The sequence below is a fragment of the Streptomyces sp. NPDC004788 genome (assembly GCF_053601115.1).
This window is the reverse complement of the sequence record NZ_JBSGBF010000005.1, coordinates 137,236-154,166: the sequence shown is the minus strand read 5'-3', so window position 1 is coordinate 154,166 and position 16,931 is coordinate 137,236. Positions and strand designations below refer to the sequence as shown.

15 protein-coding genes and 1 pseudogene are annotated in these 16,931 nt (G+C 74.4%); 8 read left to right on the top strand and 8 right to left on the bottom strand.

Annotated features, from left to right (window positions below; all coding sequences use genetic code 11):
* Position 1 precedes the first annotated feature (1 nt).
* The 4 genes from ACWEJX_RS04855 to ACWEJX_RS04840 all read right to left on the bottom strand — a co-directional run bounded on the left by ACWEJX_RS04855 (position 2) and on the right by ACWEJX_RS04840 (position 5,156).
* The gene (locus ACWEJX_RS04855) at positions 2–2,068 is read right to left on the bottom strand and encodes an FUSC family protein (protein ID WP_451606093.1); all 2,067 of its coding nucleotides are present in this window, start codon (positions 2,066–2,068) and stop codon (positions 2–4) included.
* 68 nt (positions 2,069–2,136) lie between these two features.
* Positions 2,137–3,270 carry a DUF2786 domain-containing protein gene (locus ACWEJX_RS04850; RefSeq protein WP_451606092.1) on the bottom strand — a complete coding sequence of 378 codons (1,134 nt, stop codon included), beginning with the start codon at positions 3,268–3,270 and terminating at the stop codon, positions 2,137–2,139.
* A 348-nt stretch (positions 3,271–3,618) separates the two neighbouring features.
* On the bottom strand, positions 3,619–4,128 hold the full coding sequence (locus ACWEJX_RS04845) for a DUF4265 domain-containing protein (RefSeq protein WP_451606091.1): 510 nt from the start codon (positions 4,126–4,128) through the stop codon (positions 3,619–3,621).
* 110 nt (positions 4,129–4,238) lie between these two features.
* A complete protein-coding gene (locus tag ACWEJX_RS04840) occupies positions 4,239–5,156 on the bottom strand; it encodes an NADP-dependent oxidoreductase (protein ID WP_451606090.1) in 918 nt (305 codons plus the stop codon).
* 190 nt (positions 5,157–5,346) lie between these two features.
* On the opposite strand from ACWEJX_RS04840, the gene ACWEJX_RS04835 reads away from it, so the two are divergent.
* Together ACWEJX_RS04835 and ACWEJX_RS04830 are read left to right on the top strand one after the other, a co-directional pair.
* Positions 5,347–6,615 (top strand): helix-turn-helix transcriptional regulator, encoded by a 1,269-nt coding sequence (locus ACWEJX_RS04835; RefSeq protein ID WP_451606089.1) that lies wholly within the window; start codon positions 5,347–5,349, stop codon positions 6,613–6,615.
* A gap of 56 nt (positions 6,616–6,671) precedes the next feature.
* Entirely contained in the window at positions 6,672–8,375 is a 1,704-nt protein-coding gene (locus ACWEJX_RS04830) for a bifunctional 3'-5' exonuclease/DNA polymerase (protein ID WP_451606088.1), read from the top strand.
* Between the two features lie 78 nt (positions 8,376–8,453).
* On the opposite strand, the gene ACWEJX_RS04825 is transcribed toward ACWEJX_RS04830, so the two are convergent.
* Both ACWEJX_RS04825 and ACWEJX_RS04820 read right to left on the bottom strand, forming a co-directional pair.
* Complete coding sequence (locus ACWEJX_RS04825; protein WP_451606087.1) at positions 8,454–9,749, bottom strand: hypothetical protein; 1,296 nt, start codon at positions 9,747–9,749, stop codon at positions 8,454–8,456.
* 74 nt (positions 9,750–9,823) lie between these two features.
* Positions 9,824–10,333, bottom strand: coding sequence for a SigE family RNA polymerase sigma factor (locus tag ACWEJX_RS04820; protein ID WP_451606086.1), 510 nt, complete (start codon positions 10,331–10,333; stop codon positions 9,824–9,826).
* A gap of 211 nt (positions 10,334–10,544) precedes the next feature.
* On the opposite strand from ACWEJX_RS04820, the gene ACWEJX_RS04815 reads away from it, so the two are divergent.
* Positions 10,545–10,937: a DUF6479 family protein gene (locus ACWEJX_RS04815; protein ID WP_403793804.1), complete on the top strand. Its 393-nt coding sequence runs from the start codon at positions 10,545–10,547 to the stop codon at positions 10,935–10,937.
* An 18-nt stretch (positions 10,938–10,955) separates the two neighbouring features.
* Complete coding sequence (locus tag ACWEJX_RS04810) at positions 10,956–11,735, top strand: RNA polymerase subunit sigma-70 (protein WP_451606085.1); 780 nt, start codon at positions 10,956–10,958, stop codon at positions 11,733–11,735.
* Positions 11,736–11,802: 67 nt separating this feature from the next.
* Here the strand turns inward: ACWEJX_RS04810 and ACWEJX_RS04805 are convergent, their stop codons facing one another.
* On the bottom strand, positions 11,803–12,480 hold the full coding sequence (locus ACWEJX_RS04805) for a pyridoxamine 5'-phosphate oxidase family protein (protein WP_451606084.1): 678 nt from the start codon (positions 12,478–12,480) through the stop codon (positions 11,803–11,805).
* A 169-nt stretch (positions 12,481–12,649) separates the two neighbouring features.
* On the opposite strand from ACWEJX_RS04805, the pseudogene lepB reads away from it, so the two are divergent.
* Positions 12,650–13,509: pseudogene (gene lepB, locus ACWEJX_RS04800) on the top strand (signal peptidase I); the annotation flags it as partial.
* Positions 13,510–13,514: 5 nt separating this feature from the next.
* Here the strand turns inward: lepB and ACWEJX_RS04795 are convergent.
* Positions 13,515–14,447, bottom strand: a complete 933-nt coding sequence (locus tag ACWEJX_RS04795; RefSeq protein WP_451606083.1) for an NADP-dependent oxidoreductase — start codon at positions 14,445–14,447, stop codon at positions 13,515–13,517.
* 140 nt (positions 14,448–14,587) lie between these two features.
* On the opposite strand from ACWEJX_RS04795, the gene ACWEJX_RS04790 reads away from it, so the two are divergent.
* Genes ACWEJX_RS04790 through ACWEJX_RS04780 form a run of 3 tightly spaced genes read left to right on the top strand, consistent with a single transcriptional unit; the run spans position 14,588 to position 16,928 of the window.
* Positions 14,588–15,934, top strand: coding sequence for a class I adenylate-forming enzyme family protein (locus ACWEJX_RS04790; RefSeq protein ID WP_451606082.1), 1,347 nt, complete (start codon positions 14,588–14,590; stop codon positions 15,932–15,934).
* Positions 15,931–16,656 (top strand): SDR family NAD(P)-dependent oxidoreductase, encoded by a 726-nt coding sequence (locus ACWEJX_RS04785; protein ID WP_451606081.1) that lies wholly within the window; start codon positions 15,931–15,933, stop codon positions 16,654–16,656. Before ACWEJX_RS04790 ends, ACWEJX_RS04785 begins: the two co-directional genes overlap by 4 nt.
* Entirely contained in the window at positions 16,650–16,928 is a 279-nt protein-coding gene (locus ACWEJX_RS04780; RefSeq protein WP_451606080.1) for a phosphopantetheine-binding protein, read from the top strand. Before ACWEJX_RS04785 ends, ACWEJX_RS04780 begins: the two co-directional genes overlap by 7 nt.
* The last annotated feature ends 3 nt before the right edge of the window (positions 16,929–16,931 follow it).

The window sequence follows — 16,931 nt, the reverse complement described above, 5'->3', positions numbered from 1 at the left end:
CTCAGTCCCCCAGCGCCTCCGTCAGGGCGTCGAGCGCGTCGAGCAGCAGCACCGCTCCCTTCCGCAGCAGGAAGTGGTCCGGCGCGCCCTCCCCCCGTGCCCAGGCCGCGACCGTCGCGCGCAGCTCGTCCCAGCGCGGCGCCCTGCGTTCCCGTACGGCCTTCGCGCCGTGTTCCGTCGCCCGGCGCAGCGCCTCCGCGAGGGCCGCGGCGGCCGGGACGGCCTCGGCGCCGCGTTCGGGGAGGTGGGCCTCCAGGAGCATGGCGACGCGGCTGAACTGGGCGAGCGCGTGTTCGGCGTCGTCCGCCGCCGCGCGGGACAGGCCCCGGTGGCGCACCGGCTCGTGGGTGGCCCGGGCCACGCCGTCCTGCCAGGCGATCCGTGCGGTACGGGTGGCGAGCAGCGCCTCGCGGACGTCGGAGGAGGCGGGGCCGGCCGGTTCGGCGTAGTGGGCGACGACGGCGGCCGCGTACCGCCCGTCCGCCTTCAGCCAGTCGGCGAGCCGGCCGCGCAGCCGCGGGGTCTCCCAGGCCGGGTAGACGGCGTACGCCAGCATCGCGAGGAGTCCGCCGAGGAGGGTGAGGAGGACGCGTTCGCGGACCGTCTGGGTGACGCCCGCGCCCTCCATGCCGAGCAGGAAGACGACGTAAGCGGCGACGAAGACCTGGCCGGCGGCGTAGCCCGTGCGCATCAGGAGGTACATGGCGAAGGCGCATCCGACGGCGAGCGCGGCGGAGAGGCACGTGCCGGGGTGCGCGGCCTGGACGATGCCCGTCGCGAGGGCCACGCCGACGAGGGTGCCGCCGAAGCGGGCGACGGAGCGGGCGTACGTCTGCGTGAAGTCGGGGCGCATCACCATCACGGAGGTCATGGGCGCCCAGTAGCCGTGACCGAGCGGGAGGGCGGTGCCGAGGCCGTAGCCGGCGGTCGCCACCGCCGTGACCCGGATCGCGTGGCGCAGGACCGGCGACTCGTGGCGCAGCTCGGCCCGCATCCTGCCGAGCGCCACCGGAGCGAGCCGGAGCAGGCCGGGGCGGCGGCGGGCGGCGGCCACGGCCGGTTCCTTCGCGAGCTCCGTCCCGGTGCGCGGCTCCGCCGTCTCCACGACGTCTTCGAGCAGCGCGGCGAGCCGGACGGCGGCGCGTCGCGGGGCGCCGGACAGGATGGCGCCGGTGTCGGGGGTGCGGAGCGCGGCGAGGGCGGCGGGCGGCAGCGCGACCGGTTCGCCGTGCCGGATGGCGTGCGCGGCGGCGTCCAGGATCTCCCCGGCCGCGGCGAGCAGCTCCCGGACCCGGTCCCGCTGCGGGCCTTCGGCGGGCGCGCCGACCGCGGGGTCGGCGAGCGAGGCGAGGACCGGGCGGATCCGCTCGGCGAGCCCGCGGGCACCGTGCAGCTCGGCGGGGCGGCGGCGGGCCTGGCGCGCGGTGACGGCGGCGGCGCTGCGGGCCGTCATCAGCGGTACGGGGTCGAAGGACGCGGTCGGGTTCTCGCGCAGCCGCCGCGCGTAATCCGCCTCGGCCGCGAGCGCGTCGGCGAGCGCGTCCCGCTGGGCGCCCCAGCGGCGGATCGGCAGCGCGACGATCAGCGCGGCCTGCACGAGGCCGCCCGCCGCGATCACCGCGGCGTGGCCGGCGGCCGCGGCGACCGAGGTCGGGAGCGTGACGGTCACCAGCATGATCGCCACGTTCGACGAGGCGATGATGCCGACGGTCGGCCCCACGGCCCAGGAGAGCCCCGCGAGGAACGTCCACAGCCCGAGGAGGATCAGGAAGGCGACGAGGTGGGCGCCGGTCAGATAGCCCAGGAAGGTGGAGACCGCGAGGCTCGCGCCGGACGCCGTCGCGAGGGTGGGGCGCGGCCGGTACGAACGCTGGAAGGTCGCGATGGCCGCCTGGTACGCCCCGAACGCGGACGACGCGGCCACCGCGGGCCCGAACCACGTGAGCGACACCCCGACGACGAGCGCGAGCCCGAGCGCCCCGCGCGCCGCGACGGCGGGCTCCAGCCGCCGCCGCTCGACCCTGAGCCCCGAGCGGGCGGTCTCCTTCAACGCCCGGAGCCAGCTCATGGGGGTGAGCGTAGCCGCGATCCGGGGCGAAACCGGCATTCCGCCCTGGGGCGGGATCTCGGCGGGACCTATCCGCGGATCTCGCCCCGGCTGCCTGGCGCCCGCAGCCCCGCCCGGTCCGCCGCCGACGTGCCGTGCGTCCAGCCCGCCTCGTCCCAAGCGGCCCGCACCCGGCTGGTCCGGGTCTCCGGGAAGAGCTCGTCGGTACGGGCAGTCACCGCGACGTCGCGGGAGGCGAGGGCCGGGAGGAGCGTCGGGGCCTCGGCGGCGACCCGGCGGCTGGTGGCGGCGAGGCGGGCGCCGAGCCGGCCCGCGTAGGCGAGCAGGAAGGACTGCCGGAAGGACTTGGTGCGCTTGCGTCCGCCGGCCCGCTGCTCGGCCTCGGCGCGGGTCATCGCCGCGGTGCCCTGGACGAGGAGCGAGGTGTAGAGCAGCTCGACCGGTTCGAGGTCGGCCTCGAAGCCGACGACGGTCGAGAAGCCGAAGGACTCGTTCCACACGGCCCGGCAGTGGTTCGCCGTCGCGACCGCGTCCAGGAGGATTGCCTTGGCCTGCTCGTACGGCGGGTCCACGCCGATCCGTACCGCCCCAGGCGTCTCCGGCGACGGCGCGCCCGCCGCCAGCGTCGCCTCGTCCAGGCTGTGCCGGGCCATCAGCTCCTGCGCCTTCGCGGTCAGCGCCTCGGCCTCCTCGGCGTACGTCGTCGCCTCCGCCTTCGCGAGCAGCGCCCTGATCCTGGTCAGGAGCTTGGGCTCACCGGCGACGGCGGGCGGCAGCGCCTCCCCCGGCGCCGGCCCGACGGCGTCGAGCCGCGGCAGCCGGACGAGCAGCCGGTACAGCTCCAGGACGGCGGTCGCGTTCGAGAAGCGGTCCGGCGCCGGCCGGGCGGCGGCGTCGTCGAGCGCGTCGAGGGCGTCGAGCTGCGCCCGCCAGCGGTGCGGAAGGCGCTCGTAACGGGCCGTCTCGGCGCGGACGAGGCCGACGAGGATCCTCGTGTGCTCGTCGGCGAGTTCGCGGCGGGCCATCCGCACGACATCGGCCGGCTGCCAGCCCCGGGACCAGAGGGTGCGGAGGAACTCCTCGCCGCGCCGGGCCAGTTCGGCGTCCGCGTCACGGTCGGCGGCGAGCAGCGACGCCGCCGTGTCGAGGGCGTGCTCGTCGTCGACGTACAGCGCCTTGAAGGCTTCGCCGATCGTGCTCATGCCGGGTTCCTCGCGTCGTGGTCCTGGGCCGGGCTCGTCGGGTGCCCGTGCCGCCGTACACGATGGTCGCAGGCGCCTCGCCGCTCACTCGCAGCCGCCCGGCTGTCCACAGCCCGCTGTCCACAGCCTGTGGATACCGAACTCGTGAGCGACCTCGTGAGCCGTCCGGCCCCGCTCTCCGCGTGCGGCCGACCCGCTCAGGGGTGAGGCTGGTACATCGGGACGGGACGTGGACCGGGGTCGGAGCCGGGTCCCGTCCCGTCCCGCCCGTCGTCGGAGGGGGCCGCCACCGTGCGTGCCCGTGGTGAAGGCGGACCGGTCCGGAGCCCTGAGGAGGACCCGTCCGGGTCAGGCCGCGTTCCAGGCGTCCGTGCCGCAGCCGGTCTCCCAGCGCCACCAGCCGTCCGCCGTGCCGCGGTCCAGGAGCGCCTTGATCTCCGTCATCGGGGCGTCGACCGGCACGGTCAGGGCGACCAGCGGGAACTCCTCGCTGAACGACTCCCCGCCGAGCCCGAACGGCCGCAGCCGCTCGTGCACGGCGCGGGCGCTCGGCCCGAGCGGGCCGGACCGCACGGGCAGGACGCGGACCGTGACGTTTCCGGAGGCGGCCACCCGGCCGGTGGCCCAGTGCAGCCCCTCCTCGTCCGTCCGGTACCGCACGACGTCTCCCTCGGCCACGCCGTCCTGCAGGAAGGGCACGTTGACCACCCGGGCGGTGTCCGCGCCCACCGGCTCGGCCCACATCCCCTCGGTGTCCTGCGGCAGCCAGCCCTCACGGGGCGCGAAGCGGAACCAGATCTTGATGCGGTCGGCGCGGGGAGAGGAGGGAGCGGTGGGAGGGGCGGGGCTCTCGGTCACCTGGCGAGGCTAACCCCGCGGGCCGCCCGCCACACCGCGAAGGCGGCCGGGCCCGCCGGACCCCCGTACCGGCAGCACCCGGCCCCTCCACCGCCGCACCTTGGGGTGCCTCACAGCACCAGGAGCAGCTTCCCCCGCACGTGGCCCGTCTCGCTGAGCTCCTGGGCCCGCGCGGCCTCCTTCAGCGGGAACACCTCCGCGATGTCCAGGCGGAGCCGGCCCTCGACGACCAGGCGCGCCTGGTCGGTCAGCCAGCCGCGGACGGCGGCCGGCTCGGCCGTCATGCCGGAGAAGACGATGCCGTGCTCGGCGGCGTCCTGGGCGGCGATGGTGACGATGCGGGACTTCTCGCCGCCGAGCAGCTCGACGGAGACCGGCAGCGTGTCGTGACCGGCCGCGTCGAAGACCGCGTCGACGCCCTGCGGGGCGGCCGCGCGGACCCGGTCGGCGAGCCCGTCGCCGTACGTCACCGGGGTGACGCCGAGGTCACGCAGGAAGTCGTGGTTGCGCTCCGAGGCCGTGCCGATCACGGTCACCCCGGCCGCGACCGCCAGCTGCGCGGCCACCGCGCCGACCGCGCCCGCCGCTCCGTGCAGGAGCAGGGTCTCGCCGGCCCGGACGCCGAGCAGGTCGAGGACGCGCTGGGCGGTCTCGCCGGCGACCGGGATGCTCGCGGCCGTCTCCCAGGACAGCTCGGCGGGCTTGGGGACGATGTTGTCGGCGATGGCGTACTCGGCGTAGGCGCCGGTCTTCGTCCAGCCGAACACCTCGTCGCCGACGGCGAGTCCGGTCACCCCCTCGCCGAGCGCGTCCACCGTGCCCGCGAACTCCAGGCCCGGCACGGCCGGGAAGGTGGTCGGGAAGAACTGCTCCACCCAGCCGTAACGCCGCTTCCAGTCCACCGGGTTGACGCCGACGGCCGCCACCTTCACCCGCACCTCGCCCGGACCGGGCTCCGGCACGGCCACCCCGGTCTCGTGGCGCAGCACGTCGGCGCCGCCGAACTCGTCGTACACGATCGCTTCCATGATTCCGCTCCCCCAGAGAGTCATCGGACGCGTCGGGCCGATCGGCCTGGCCGGCCCCTCGTCCGTTCGTCCGTCGTTTCGATGTGATCAGCTTGCTCCGGGCGTCGCTTTGTTCCCGCCATCCGAACGGCCAGTCACACCTGGCCGAAAGGACAGCCGTCGGCCGGTCCGCGCCCCTACCCTTGTTCTCATGGAACTCACCGCGACCGGCGCGCTGTTGGCCGCCCAGGACGTCATCCGGCAGCCGCTCGGCGCGATCCTGCGACGGCTGTCCGAGGTGCTCGCCCCGCTGATCCCGCACCGGTCGGCGGCCGAACTGTCCACGCACTGCGCGCACTCCCCGTTCAAGCACACCGGCGACCCCGATGTCCCGGTCACGGCGGCCGAGTTGGCGCCACTGCTCGCCGCGGGCAGCGCCGGCCGGCCGTGGCAGGGGCGCGCGAGCGTCGGCGGGGCGGAGCGGGAGGTGGTGGCGGTACGGAGCGACGCCACGCCCCGCGGCTCGGTCCTGGTGCTCGTACGGGACGAGGGCGCCGAAGCGGCCGGTGCGGCCGAACTCGCCCTGGCCCAGCACCTGTGGGACCTGGTGACCAGCCACTTCGACCGGTTCGCGAGCGAGGCGATGCCGGGCGCGCTGGCCCGTTCGCGGGCGGCGGCCGACACCCGGGCGCGGGTGATCGCCGAGCTGACCACGGCGCACGCGGCGGCGCTGTCCGGGGTGCTCGGGGTGCTGCGCAGCCGGGCCATGGACGACGCGGCGGCCCGGGCGACCGCGACCGACCTCGCGGTGACGGCGCTGATCGAGCTGCGGGCCGAGGCGCGGCGGGACCGGACGATCGCCGAGGAGCCGGCCTTCGAGGCCTTCGCGAGGCTCGCGGACGGACTGCGTCCGATGCTCCGGCACACTCCGGTGCGGCTCGAACTCGGCCCGCCCGAGGGCCCGGACGCCACCCGCAGCCTGCCGGCCGACGTGGCGCACGGCGTGCGGGCCGTGGTCCGCGCGCTGCTCCTGGTCGTCCTGGACCAGGACGCGGTCAGCCGGGTCCACGTCGGCTGGACGCTGACCGAGCACGAGATCCGGGCCACCGTCCGCGACGACGGCCCCGGGCTGCTCGACGTCTGCCCGCTCGGCGCGGGCAGCATCTCCGACCGCCTGGAGGTGCTCGGCGGCCGCCTGGACCTCGACGCGGTCCCCAACTGGGGCACCACGATCACCGCCACCGTCCCGCTCGCCCTGCCGGACGCCCCGGCCGCCACCACCCTGAACCCGCTGCGCGACCTCGGTGAGCGCGAGATCCAGGTGCTGACCCAGCTGGCCCTCGGCCACCGCAACCGGCAGATCGCGCAGGAGCTGCACATCAGCGAGTCCACGGTGAAGTTCCACGTGGCCAAGATCCTCACCAAGCTGGGCGTCGCCTCCCGCGGCGAGGCGGCCGCCCTCTTCCACAAGGCGGCATAAGCCCCATAGCGGGGCACAGCGGCCGATTGTCAGTGACGGGTGCCAGACTCGCACCTGTGAACGAGAAGTGGGCAGTGGCGCCCGAGCCCGAGGGGGACGGGGCGCTGCTCGTGCCGCTCGGGGCCGACGGGCTGCCCGCCGGGGCGGTGCGGCGCGAGCCGGACCTGGTGGCGGCGGTGCGGGCGCGGCCCCAGGTCGGGCGCTGGGTGTGGCGGAGCACGGGGGAGGTGTATCCGCGGCTGCTCGCCGCGGGCGTGCGGGTCGAGCGGTGTTACGACGTCGAGGACGCCGAGCAGCTGCTGCTCGGCCACGAGGGGCGGCTCGGCGAGCCCCGCTCGGCCGCCGCCGCCTGGGCCCGGCTGCGGAACGCGCCGGTGCCGCCCGACCCGCCCCAGCGCCCCGCCGGCGGCCCGGCGGCGCAGGACTCGCTCTTCGAGCCGGCGGCGGCCGCCCCGCTGCCCTTCGAGGCGCTCCTGGAGGTGTACGCGGAGCAGCAGCGCCGCCATGACCGGACCGCCCACCCGGGGCGGATGCGGCTGCTCACGGCCGCCGAGTCGGCGGGCATGCTGGTGGCCGCCGAGATGTACCGCGCCGGGCTGCCCTGGCGGGCCGACGTCCACCGGGAGGTGCTGCACGGGCTCCTCGGCGAGCGGTACGCGGGCGGGGGCGAGCCGCGCCGGCTCGCGGAGCTGGCGGACGAGGTGTCGGCCGCCTTCGGCCGCCGGGTCCGCCCCGACCTGCCGGCCGACGTCGTACGGGCCTTCGCCCAGGCGGGGATCCGGGTGCGGTCCACCCGGCGCTGGGAGATGGAGAAGATCGACCATCCGGCGGTCGCCCCGCTGCTCGCGTACAAGAAGCTGTACCGGATCTGGACCGCGCACGGCTGGTCCTGGCTGGCCGAGTGGGTGCGGGACGGGCGCTTCCGGCCCGAATACCTGCCGGGCGGCACGGTCAGCGGCCGCTGGACCACCAACGGCGGCGGGGCGCTGCAGATCCCCAAGGTCATCCGGCAGGCCGTGGTCGCCGACGACGGCTGGCGGCTCGTCGTCGCGGACGCCGACCAGATGGAGCCGCGGGTGCTGGCCGCGATCTCGCGCGACCCGGGCCTGATGGAGGTCGCCGGGCACGCCGACGACCTCTACACCCGGCTGTCCGACCGCGCCTTCTCCGGCGACCGCGACCACGCCAAGCTGGCGCTGCTCGGTGCGATCTACGGGCAGACCAGCGGCGACGGCCTGAAGAACCTGGCCGCCCTGCGCCGCCGTTTCCCGCGCGCGGTGGCCTATGTGGACGACGCGGCCCGGGCCGGCGAGGAGGGCCGGCTCGTCCGCACCTGGCTCGGCCGCACCAGCCCGCGGGCGGCGGGCGCGGACGAGGACGGGGAGGCGGGCCTGCCGCAGGGCCAGGGGGACGGCGCCGAGGGGGCGGACGGCGCCGACGGATACGTCCCGGGGTACGCGTCGACCGACGCCCGTGCCCGCGGCCGCTTCACCCGTAACTTCGTCGTCCAGGGCAGCGCCGCCGACTGGGCCCTGCTGATGCTGGCGGCGCTGCGCCGCGCCACCGCCGGGATGCGGGCGGAGCTGGTCTTCTTCCAGCACGACGAGGTGATCGTGCACTGCCCTGCGGAGGAGGCCGAGGCGGTGACGGAGGCGATCCGGGCGGCGGGCGACGAGGCGGGCCGGATCGCGTTCGGACAGACGCCGGTGCGCTTCCCGTTCACGACGGCGACGGTGGAGCGGTACTCCGACGCGAAGTGAGACGCGAAGAGGCGGCATGGGTGTGGGCCCGGGCCTCCGCCGGAGCCCGGACCCACACCTTCAGCGGCGCTTTCGGCGCTACTTCTTGACGAGCGCCCGCCACTTCGGGCTGAGCGCGATCGTCTTCAGCTGCTCCGTCGTCAGCGCCGGCTCGGCGCGCGTGGCGGCGTCGTGCTGGGTGCCGGAGTTGAAGGCCGAGATCACGACCCGGAAGCCGTCCTTGCCCATGGTGTCGGCGCTCCACCAGACGACGCCCTCGCCGCCCTTCTCGCCGGGTCGCTTCGCCAGCTTCACCACCGTGCCGTCGTCCTCGGTCGTGACGTCGCTGCCGGAGAAGAGGTCCCCGCGGACGTCGTTCATGCCGGGCTGGACGTTGATCTGGACGAGGCTGCGGCCCTTGCCGTCGTCGAGGACGACATAGCCGCCCTGGCCACCCTTGTCGACGACCTTCAGGCCCTGTCCCTTGGGCAGCAGGGAGATCAGGGTCGCCTGGACCTGGGCGGCGCTCGGCTCGGTGATCGCGTCGGCGGGGGCCTGACCGGGGGCGTGCTTCGGCTTCTTCGGCACCGGCAGCTGCTTGAGCAGCGGGCGCCAGCCCTCGGCCGTGACCAGGGTCTTCAGCTGCGCGGCGTCGAACGGCGGGTTCTGGCGGCTGATCGCCGAGTCCTTCTCGGTCGGCGCGTTGTACTCGCTCGCGTCGACGACGAAGCCGTCCTTGGTGAGCAGCACCGCCCGCCAGTTCTTGGTGAGGACCCGCTTGTCCGGGTACTCGTAGCCCTGGAAGACCATCAGCCGGTCGCCGCCGGGCAGCCGCCGGCTGGTGCAGGCGTCGTACGGGACGTACACCTTGTCCGGGCAGGTCACGAGGTCGGCGCCCGCCTCGCCGCTCTCGCCCGCGCGGTACAGGCCGACGGAGACGCCCGCCTTGCCCTTGCCGTCGTCGTAGACGCCCGTGACGGCCTGGCCGGTGCCGCCCTCGTTGTCGATCGTCCACTGGCCGGCCGGGGTGTTGGCCTTGAGGACGGCGGCGAGCTCGGCGACCGGGATCGACGCCATCTCGGGACCGGCGCCGCCCTTCTGGCCGCTGCCCTGCGCGCTGTCGCCGGTGGCGGGCTTCGGGCCGGCCACCGAGACCTGCTCGATGCCGCCGGCGCCGCCCGAGCCGCCGAGGAGCGAGCCCCCGTACACCCCGCCCACGCCGATCGCGGCGAGCGCGAGCGCGCCGCCGGCCGTGGCGATGCGGCGCCGCACCACCCGGCGGCGGCCGCGGGCGAGGCCGCCGGCGGCGAGTTCGCGGCGGTCGGCGGCGACGAAGCCCTCGCCGGTGCGGCGCAGGACAGCGCCCAGTTCGTCCTCGAATCGTCCGTTCGTCACGTCGTGCTCCTCGTGCTGAGGCATGGCGGCATCACCGTTCCGGTCCGTGAGTGAAAAAAGAAGAGGTCAGGGGGTCAGTGGGCGGCCAGCTCGACCAGGCTGCCGCCGAGCCGCTCCCGCAGCTTCGCCAGGGCGCGCGAGGAGCGGGTGCGCACCGCCGCGGAGCTGACGTGCAGGGCGTGCGCGGTCTCCTCGATGCTGCGGTCCTCCCAGTAGCGGAGCACCACCACCGCCCGGTCCTTGGGCGCGAGCCCGGCGAGGGCGTCGAGCAGGGCGATCCGCAGGGCCGGGTCCTCGCCGTTCTCGGGGGCCCGGTCGGGGAGCTCACCGAGGGGGCGCTCGGTGGCCGAGCGGCGCCTGCGGTGGCTCAGGAAGGTCCGTACGAGCACGGTCTGTGCGTAGCCGGCCGGGTTGCCGATCCGGTTGGCGCGCCCCCACAGGGCGTACATCCGGCCCAGCGTCTCCTGCGTCAGGTCCTCGGCGAGATGCGTGTCGCCACTGGTCAGCAGGCATGCCGAGCGGAAGAGATGCCCCGATCGTGCGGAGGCGAACTCCAGGAACCCGTCCGCGCGGGACTGTCTCATGTCCCTCCCCTCCGTCGCTGTCACGAGTTCGCTCGTGTGCGCTGGTTTCGCGCTCACACCTCACTGACGCGACGGCCCCCGGGAAATGTTTCAGCGCCTTCTCGGCGAATCCCGCGAGGTCCGACGAGCTCCCGCGCGTTCCCGCGCGATCCCGCGAGCGCAGCCGGATCGCGATTGTCCGAACCGCCCGAAACGGGGTATTCATGACCGTATGAACACTTTCCTCGTGGCATCCGCTCCGGTCACCACGGCGGCCGGTGTCTGGCAGTCCGGCCTCGCCCAGGTCCTGGGCGGTCTGATCGTCGTCGCCGTGCTCATCGGCGCGTTCGCGTACGGCATCAGGGTCAAGAACAAGGAGCTCCCGCCGCCGGACCCGGAGGCCCAGCCGCACCGGCCGGAGGACGCCGGGCTGCCCGGCGAGTCCTCCGAGTACCGCAAGCCCAAGGAGATGCCGCAGACCGACGGCGAGCACCGGCTCATGCCGTACCAGCTGAAGGACGGCGGCGAGACCCAGGCCGAGCCGCCCACCGAGGAGAAGCGCAAGTGGGGCGGCATCTCCAGCGGCGGCTTCGGCAGCGGCGGCCCGGGCCACGGCGACGACTGACCCGGGACGGGGACCACGGTGAACGCGCCGGACGCCGGCACGACCGCGCCCGCCGACGTACGGGCGGCCATGGCCAACCGCCTCCTCGGCTCGCCCGACGAGGCCCGGGAGGCGGTACGGGTGGGGGCGACGCCCCAGGACGTCGCCCGGACCTGCCTGGACCTGCTGCGCTCGCGCGAGGCCCGGCGCCCGGTCCTCCGGGATCCGTGGGACCGCTCGCTGCCGCCGGGCGCCGAGCGGGACGCCCTCGACGTCCTCACGCCCTCCGAGCGGGTCGCCTTCGTCCTGCACGACGAGTTCTCGATCCCGTACGACGACATCGCCCCGGTCGTCGAGCGCGCGCCCGCCGCCACCCGCCGCCTCGCCGCCCGAGCCCGGCACCGCCTCGAGGGCACCGAGGAGATGCCCGCCCCCGACCCGGCGCGCCAGCGCGAGGTCGTCCTGGCCTTCCGCTCCGCGGCCCGCGGCGGCGACCACGCGGCCCTGCGCGCCCTCCTCGACCCGGACGTGGTGCTGCGCTCGGACGGCCCCGCCACGGCGCCCGCGCACGGGGCGCGGCCGGTGGCCCGGGCCCTCGCCGAGCGGGTACGGGCGGCCCTGCCGGCCCTGGTGGACGGCGCGGCGGGCCTGCTGCGGGCGGCACCGGACGGACGCCCGGAGACGGTCTTCCGCTTCACCGTCCTGGACGACCGGATCACGGCCGTGGACGCCCTGTCGGACGAGGGGCACCTGGCCCGCCTGAAGCTCACCCGGATGGAGCAGCATCCGGCGGACGAGAAGCCCGAGGACGCCGGCTAGGCCGTCTCTTCCGGCTGCTGCCGGGCTCCCGACGCCCGGCAATCCGGCCTGATCCGAAAGAAACGGCCTATGCCCCGAAGACCGTCCCGGCCCGCTCGGCGATGTGCGCGGGCGGCTCGATGCCGGCCGGGAGCAGCGGGTCGGCGACGGGCTCGCCGAAGCGCGTGACCATCGGCAGCACCCCGGCCCACACCCCCAGCCCGGCGTCGGGCCCGTCGCCGTCGTCCGGGAAGCCGGTCGCGATCTTCACGGACGCCTCGGTCAGGTCGAGCGCCACGAGCGCCGTCGCCGCCAGCTCCTTGCGGCTGGGCTGCCGTACGTACTCCCACTGCCCCGGCGAGGACTGCTCGGTCAGCGCCCGCAGGCCGCGGAGCTTCTCCTCCGGGTCGGTGACGATCCGCGGCACGCCGTAGATCATCGCGCTGCGGTAGTTCACGCCGTGCTCGAACACCGACCGCGCGAGCACCAGTCCGTCGACGTGCGTCACGTTCACGCAGACCACGCCGTCGGGCGCCTGCACCAGGCTCCGGCTCGCGACCGACCCGTGCACGTAGAACCGGTCCCCGTCGACCCCGTACACGGTCGGCACCACCATCGGCGCCCCGTCCACGACCACCCCGAGATGACAGAGGAACCCCGCCCCGAGCACCGCGTCCAGGTCCGCCCGCGCGTGGCTGCCCTTCTCCCGCATCCGCCGCAGCCGCGTCCGCTCGGTGACCTCGAACTCCCCGCCGTCCCCGCTCATGCCATTCCCCTCCGTGAGAAACAAAGACCGGCGCCCGTCGGGTCACTCGAACGTGGTGACAGTGGGCCCGCGGGCGCCCTCGACGGCATCATCCGGCATAAGGTCCCGTTTGACGGCAGGAGTTTTCGACGCCGTCGACACGGGTTCGACGGAGTCAGGAGCGGTGGACGTGGGGGACGTGGTGATCGACGCGCGGTCCGAGCGGGAGCGCCCGGAGGGCAAGCCCGGCGAGGGAGCCGGCCAGGAGTCCGGCCCCGCGTCCGGCGGCGACGGGCCCGAAGCCCAGGAGAACGACGGGAGGAACGGAAAGAACGGGAAGAAGAAGCGCCCGTTGTGGCAGGAGCTGCCGGTCCTGGTGGCCCTCGCCCTGGCCCTGGCCTTCCTGATCAAGACCTTCCTGCTCCAGGCGTTCCTGATCCCCTCGGGCTCCATGCAGAACACCCTGCAGCAGGACGACCGCGTCCTCGTCGACAAGCTCACCCCGTGGTTCGGCTCCGAGCCCGAGCGGGGCGAGGTCGTCGTCTTCCGCGACCCGGCCGGCTGGCTCGCGGGCCGCCCGGTGGCGGAGCCCAACGCGGCCCAGAAGTTCCTCGGCTTCATCGGTCTGATGCCCGCGGCCGGCGAGCAGCACCTGATCAAGCGCGTCATCGGGGTCGCCGGCGACACCGTCGAGTGCGCAGGCTCCGGCCCGCTGAAGGTCAACGGCAAGCCGCTCGACGAGCCGTACGTCTTCCCCGGCAACACGCCGTGCAGCCCGGACGCCCCCGGCCAGTTCAAGGTCAAGGTGCCCAGCGGCGAGATCTGGGTGATGGGCGACCACCGCCAGTCCTCGCTGGACTCGCGCTACCACCGGACCGACCCGCACGGCGGCATGGTCCCGGTCGGCGACGTCGTCGGCCGCGCCGTCGTCCTCGCCTGGCCGGTCGGCCACTGGGCCACCCTCCCGGTCCCGGACACCTTCGGCCGGCCGGGCATCAACCCGGCGCCGTAGCGGCGCCGGGCACTCAAGGCGCCCGGGGACGCGCCCCGACCGGTCAGGGAACCAGCACCAACTTGCCCGTCACATGGCCCTCTTCGCCCAGGGCGTGCGCGCGGGCGGCCTCGGACAGCGGGACGACCTCCTGCACATGGGCGCGCAGCACTCCCTTGCCGGCCAGGTCGGCGATGGCCTTCATGCCCGTGTGGTCGTGCTCCACCAGCATCGCCGCGTAGCGGACGCCACGGCGGGCGGCCGCGTCGAGCTCGTCCTCGGTGGCGCCCGGCAGGAGCGCCACCAGGGTGCCGCCGCGGCGCAGCACGTCCACCGTGCGGATCCGGGTGTCGTCGATCAGCGGCACCAGCGCCGTGTCGACGTCCCGGACGGCATCGCGGAAGTCCCCGGCGCGGTAGTCGATCACGTCGTCCGCGCCGAGCGAGCGCACGAAGTCGTGCTTGGCGGCGCTGGCCGTACCGGTGACGCGGGCGCCGAGGTGCTTGGCCAGCTGGACGGCGAGGTGGCCGACGCCGCCGGCGGCGGCGTGGACCAGCACGTGCTGTCCCGGCTGGACGTCGGCGGTGTCCACCAGGGCCTGGTAGGCCGTGAGGGCGGCCAGCGGCAGCGCGGCCGCCTGGACGTGGTCGATCCCGTCCGGCTTGCGGGCGAAGGCGCGGGCCGGGCCGACGGCGTACTCGGCGTGCGAGCCCACCCCGTGCGGGTACGGCAGCATGCCGAACACCTCGTCGCCGGGCTGGAAGAGGGCCACTCCGAAGCCCACCTCCTCCACCGTTCCGGAGAGGTCCCAGCCGAGCACCCGCGGGGGCTGCTCGAACCAGCCCTTCCGTGCCCGGCCCTTCCAGTCGGTGGGGTTCACGCCCGCGGCCCGGACGCGTACGAGGACCTGACCGGGCCCCGGCTTCGGCACCGGCAGTTCGATCTCCTTGAGAACCTCAGGGCCTCCGTAGACGTTCTGCTGGCTGATCGCACGCATGGCGGCGCTCCTGATCGAGAAGTGTCGTAAGGGAACAGTCGGTTCAACCTAGGTGCTGGACGGAGCCACTGGCTGGTGGCCGTAACACCAGGACCAGCGGCCACCTTTCTGTCTTTTCTGCGTGGCTCCACGATCAAGGCATGATCCAGTCACTGACAGAGGCGCTGCGGTCGCACGGCGACCGAGAGGCGATCATCTTCCATGGTCGGACCACGAGTTACCGGTCCCTTCTGACCGCCGTCGAGCAGTGGCGAGCCCGGCTCGACGAGCACGGCGTCCGTGCCGGGCAGGTCGTCGCGCTGGAGTCGGCCTACTCGCCGCAGGCCTGCGCCGCGCTCGTCGCCCTCATCGAGGCCGGCGCGATCATCGTCCCGCTGGTCACGCTGCCGGACGCCAAGCGCGCCGAGTTCCACGAGATCGCCGAAGTCGAGACGGTCATCGCCCTCGACGGGACGGACGCGGGACTGAGCATCACCGCGACCGGACGCTCGGCGAGCCACGAGCTGTTCGCCGCGCTGCGCCGCGAGAAGCGGCCCGGACTCGTCCTCTTCAGCTCGGGCACCACGGGGCGCAGCAAGGCATCGGTCCTGGACTTCACCAAGGTCCTCGCCCGCTACCAGGGCGGACGCTCCGCGCGCACGCTCTCCTTCCTCAACCTCGACCACATCGGCGGCATCAACACCCTGCTGCACACCCTGGTGCACGGAGGGGCGGTCGTCACCGTCGCCGAGCGCACCCCCGACAGCGTCTTCGCGGCGATCGAGGCGCACCGCGTGGAGGTGCTGCCCACCACGCCGACCTTCCTCACCATGGCCCTGGTCTCCGGAGCCGTCCGGCGCCACGACGCCTCCTCGCTGCGGCTGGTCTCGTACGGGACCGAGCCGATGCCCGAGCAGACGCTGCGCGCCTTCCACGACGCCCTGCCCGACGTCCGCCTGAAGCAGACCTACGGCCTGTCCGAGCTGGGCATCCTGCCGACCAAGTCGAAGGACGACTCCTCGCTGTGGGTCAAGCTCGGCAGCGGCAGCGGCTTCGACTACAAGATCGTCGACGACGTGCTGTGGGTCCGCTCCGAGATGGCCATGCTCGGCTACCTCAACGCCCCCGCCCCCTTCGACGAGGAGGGCTACTTCAACACCCAGGACGTCGTGGTGTGCGAGGGCGAGTACGTGAAGATCCTCGGCCGCCGCTCGGAGATCATCAACGTCGGCGGCGAGAAGGTGTACCCGGCCGAGGTCGAGAACGCCGTGCTCGAGGTGGACAACATCGCCGACGTCACCGTCTCCGGCCGCCGCAACGCGGTGACCGGCATGATCGTCCAGGCCACCGTCAAGCTGGTGCGCCCGGAGGACGAGGAGACCGTCGCGGCCCGCGTGCAGGAGCACTGCGCCGCCCAGCTGGAGCCCTACAAGGTGCCCCTCGTCGTCCGCGTCTCCGAGGCCGAGCAGCACTCCGACCGCTTCAAGAAGACCAGGAGCGCGGCATGAGCGGCGTGGCGCTGGTCAGCGGCGGCAGCCGCGGCCTCGGCCGGACCCTGGTCACCCGGCTGCTCGCGGAGGGCTGGAAGGTCGCCACCTTCAGCCGGAGCGCGGGCGAGTTCGTCGAGGACACCCTGAAGGCCGAGCCCGACCGGTTCTTCTGGACCCAGGCCGACCTCCAGCAGCCCGACACCGTGCGGGCGGCGGCCAAGGCCGCGATCCGGCACTTCGGCCAGGTCGACCTGCTGGTGAACAACGCGGGGATGCTCGACCAGGGCCTGTTCGTGACGATGCCGCCGCGGCAGGTCGAAGCCCTCATCACCGCCAACCTGACCTCGCCGGTGGCCCTGGCCCAGACCGTCGCCCGGTCCATGGTGGCCTCGGGCGGCGGCCAGATCATCAACGTCTCGTCGGTCAACGCCGTCCGCGGCTACCGCGGCGTGGCCGCCTACAGCGCCGCGAAGGCGGGCCTGGACGGCCTGACCCACAGCCTCGCCCGCGAGCTCGGCCCCGCCGGCATCCGGGTCAACACGGTCGTGCCCGGCTTCTTCGACTCGGACATGACCGAGGTGGTCACCCCGGAGTACCGCGAGCGCATCCAGCGCCGCACCCCGCTCGGCCGTCTCGGCGACCGCGAGGAGATCGCCGACGCCGTGCTCTTTCTCGCCTCGCCGCGGGCCGGTTTCGTCACCGGCCAGCGGCTCGTCATCGATGGAGGAATCACATGCTGACCCTGGACGTACAGACCGTGGTCGTCGACGAGATCACCGCGGTCCTGGACGAGGACGTCGCCGACGACCTCGGCGACCTCACCGCCGAGACCGAGCTGAGCGCCCTCGGCCTCAACTCGCTCGCCTTCGCCCGGCTCGTCATCCGCCTGGAGAGCAAGGTCGGCGTCGACCCCTTCGGCGACGGCGAGGGCGAGGGCTTCGTGAACCTGCGCACCGTCGGCGCCCTCGTCGAGGCGTACGAGCAGGCGCTGAGAACCCGCAAGGAGGCCTGAGCC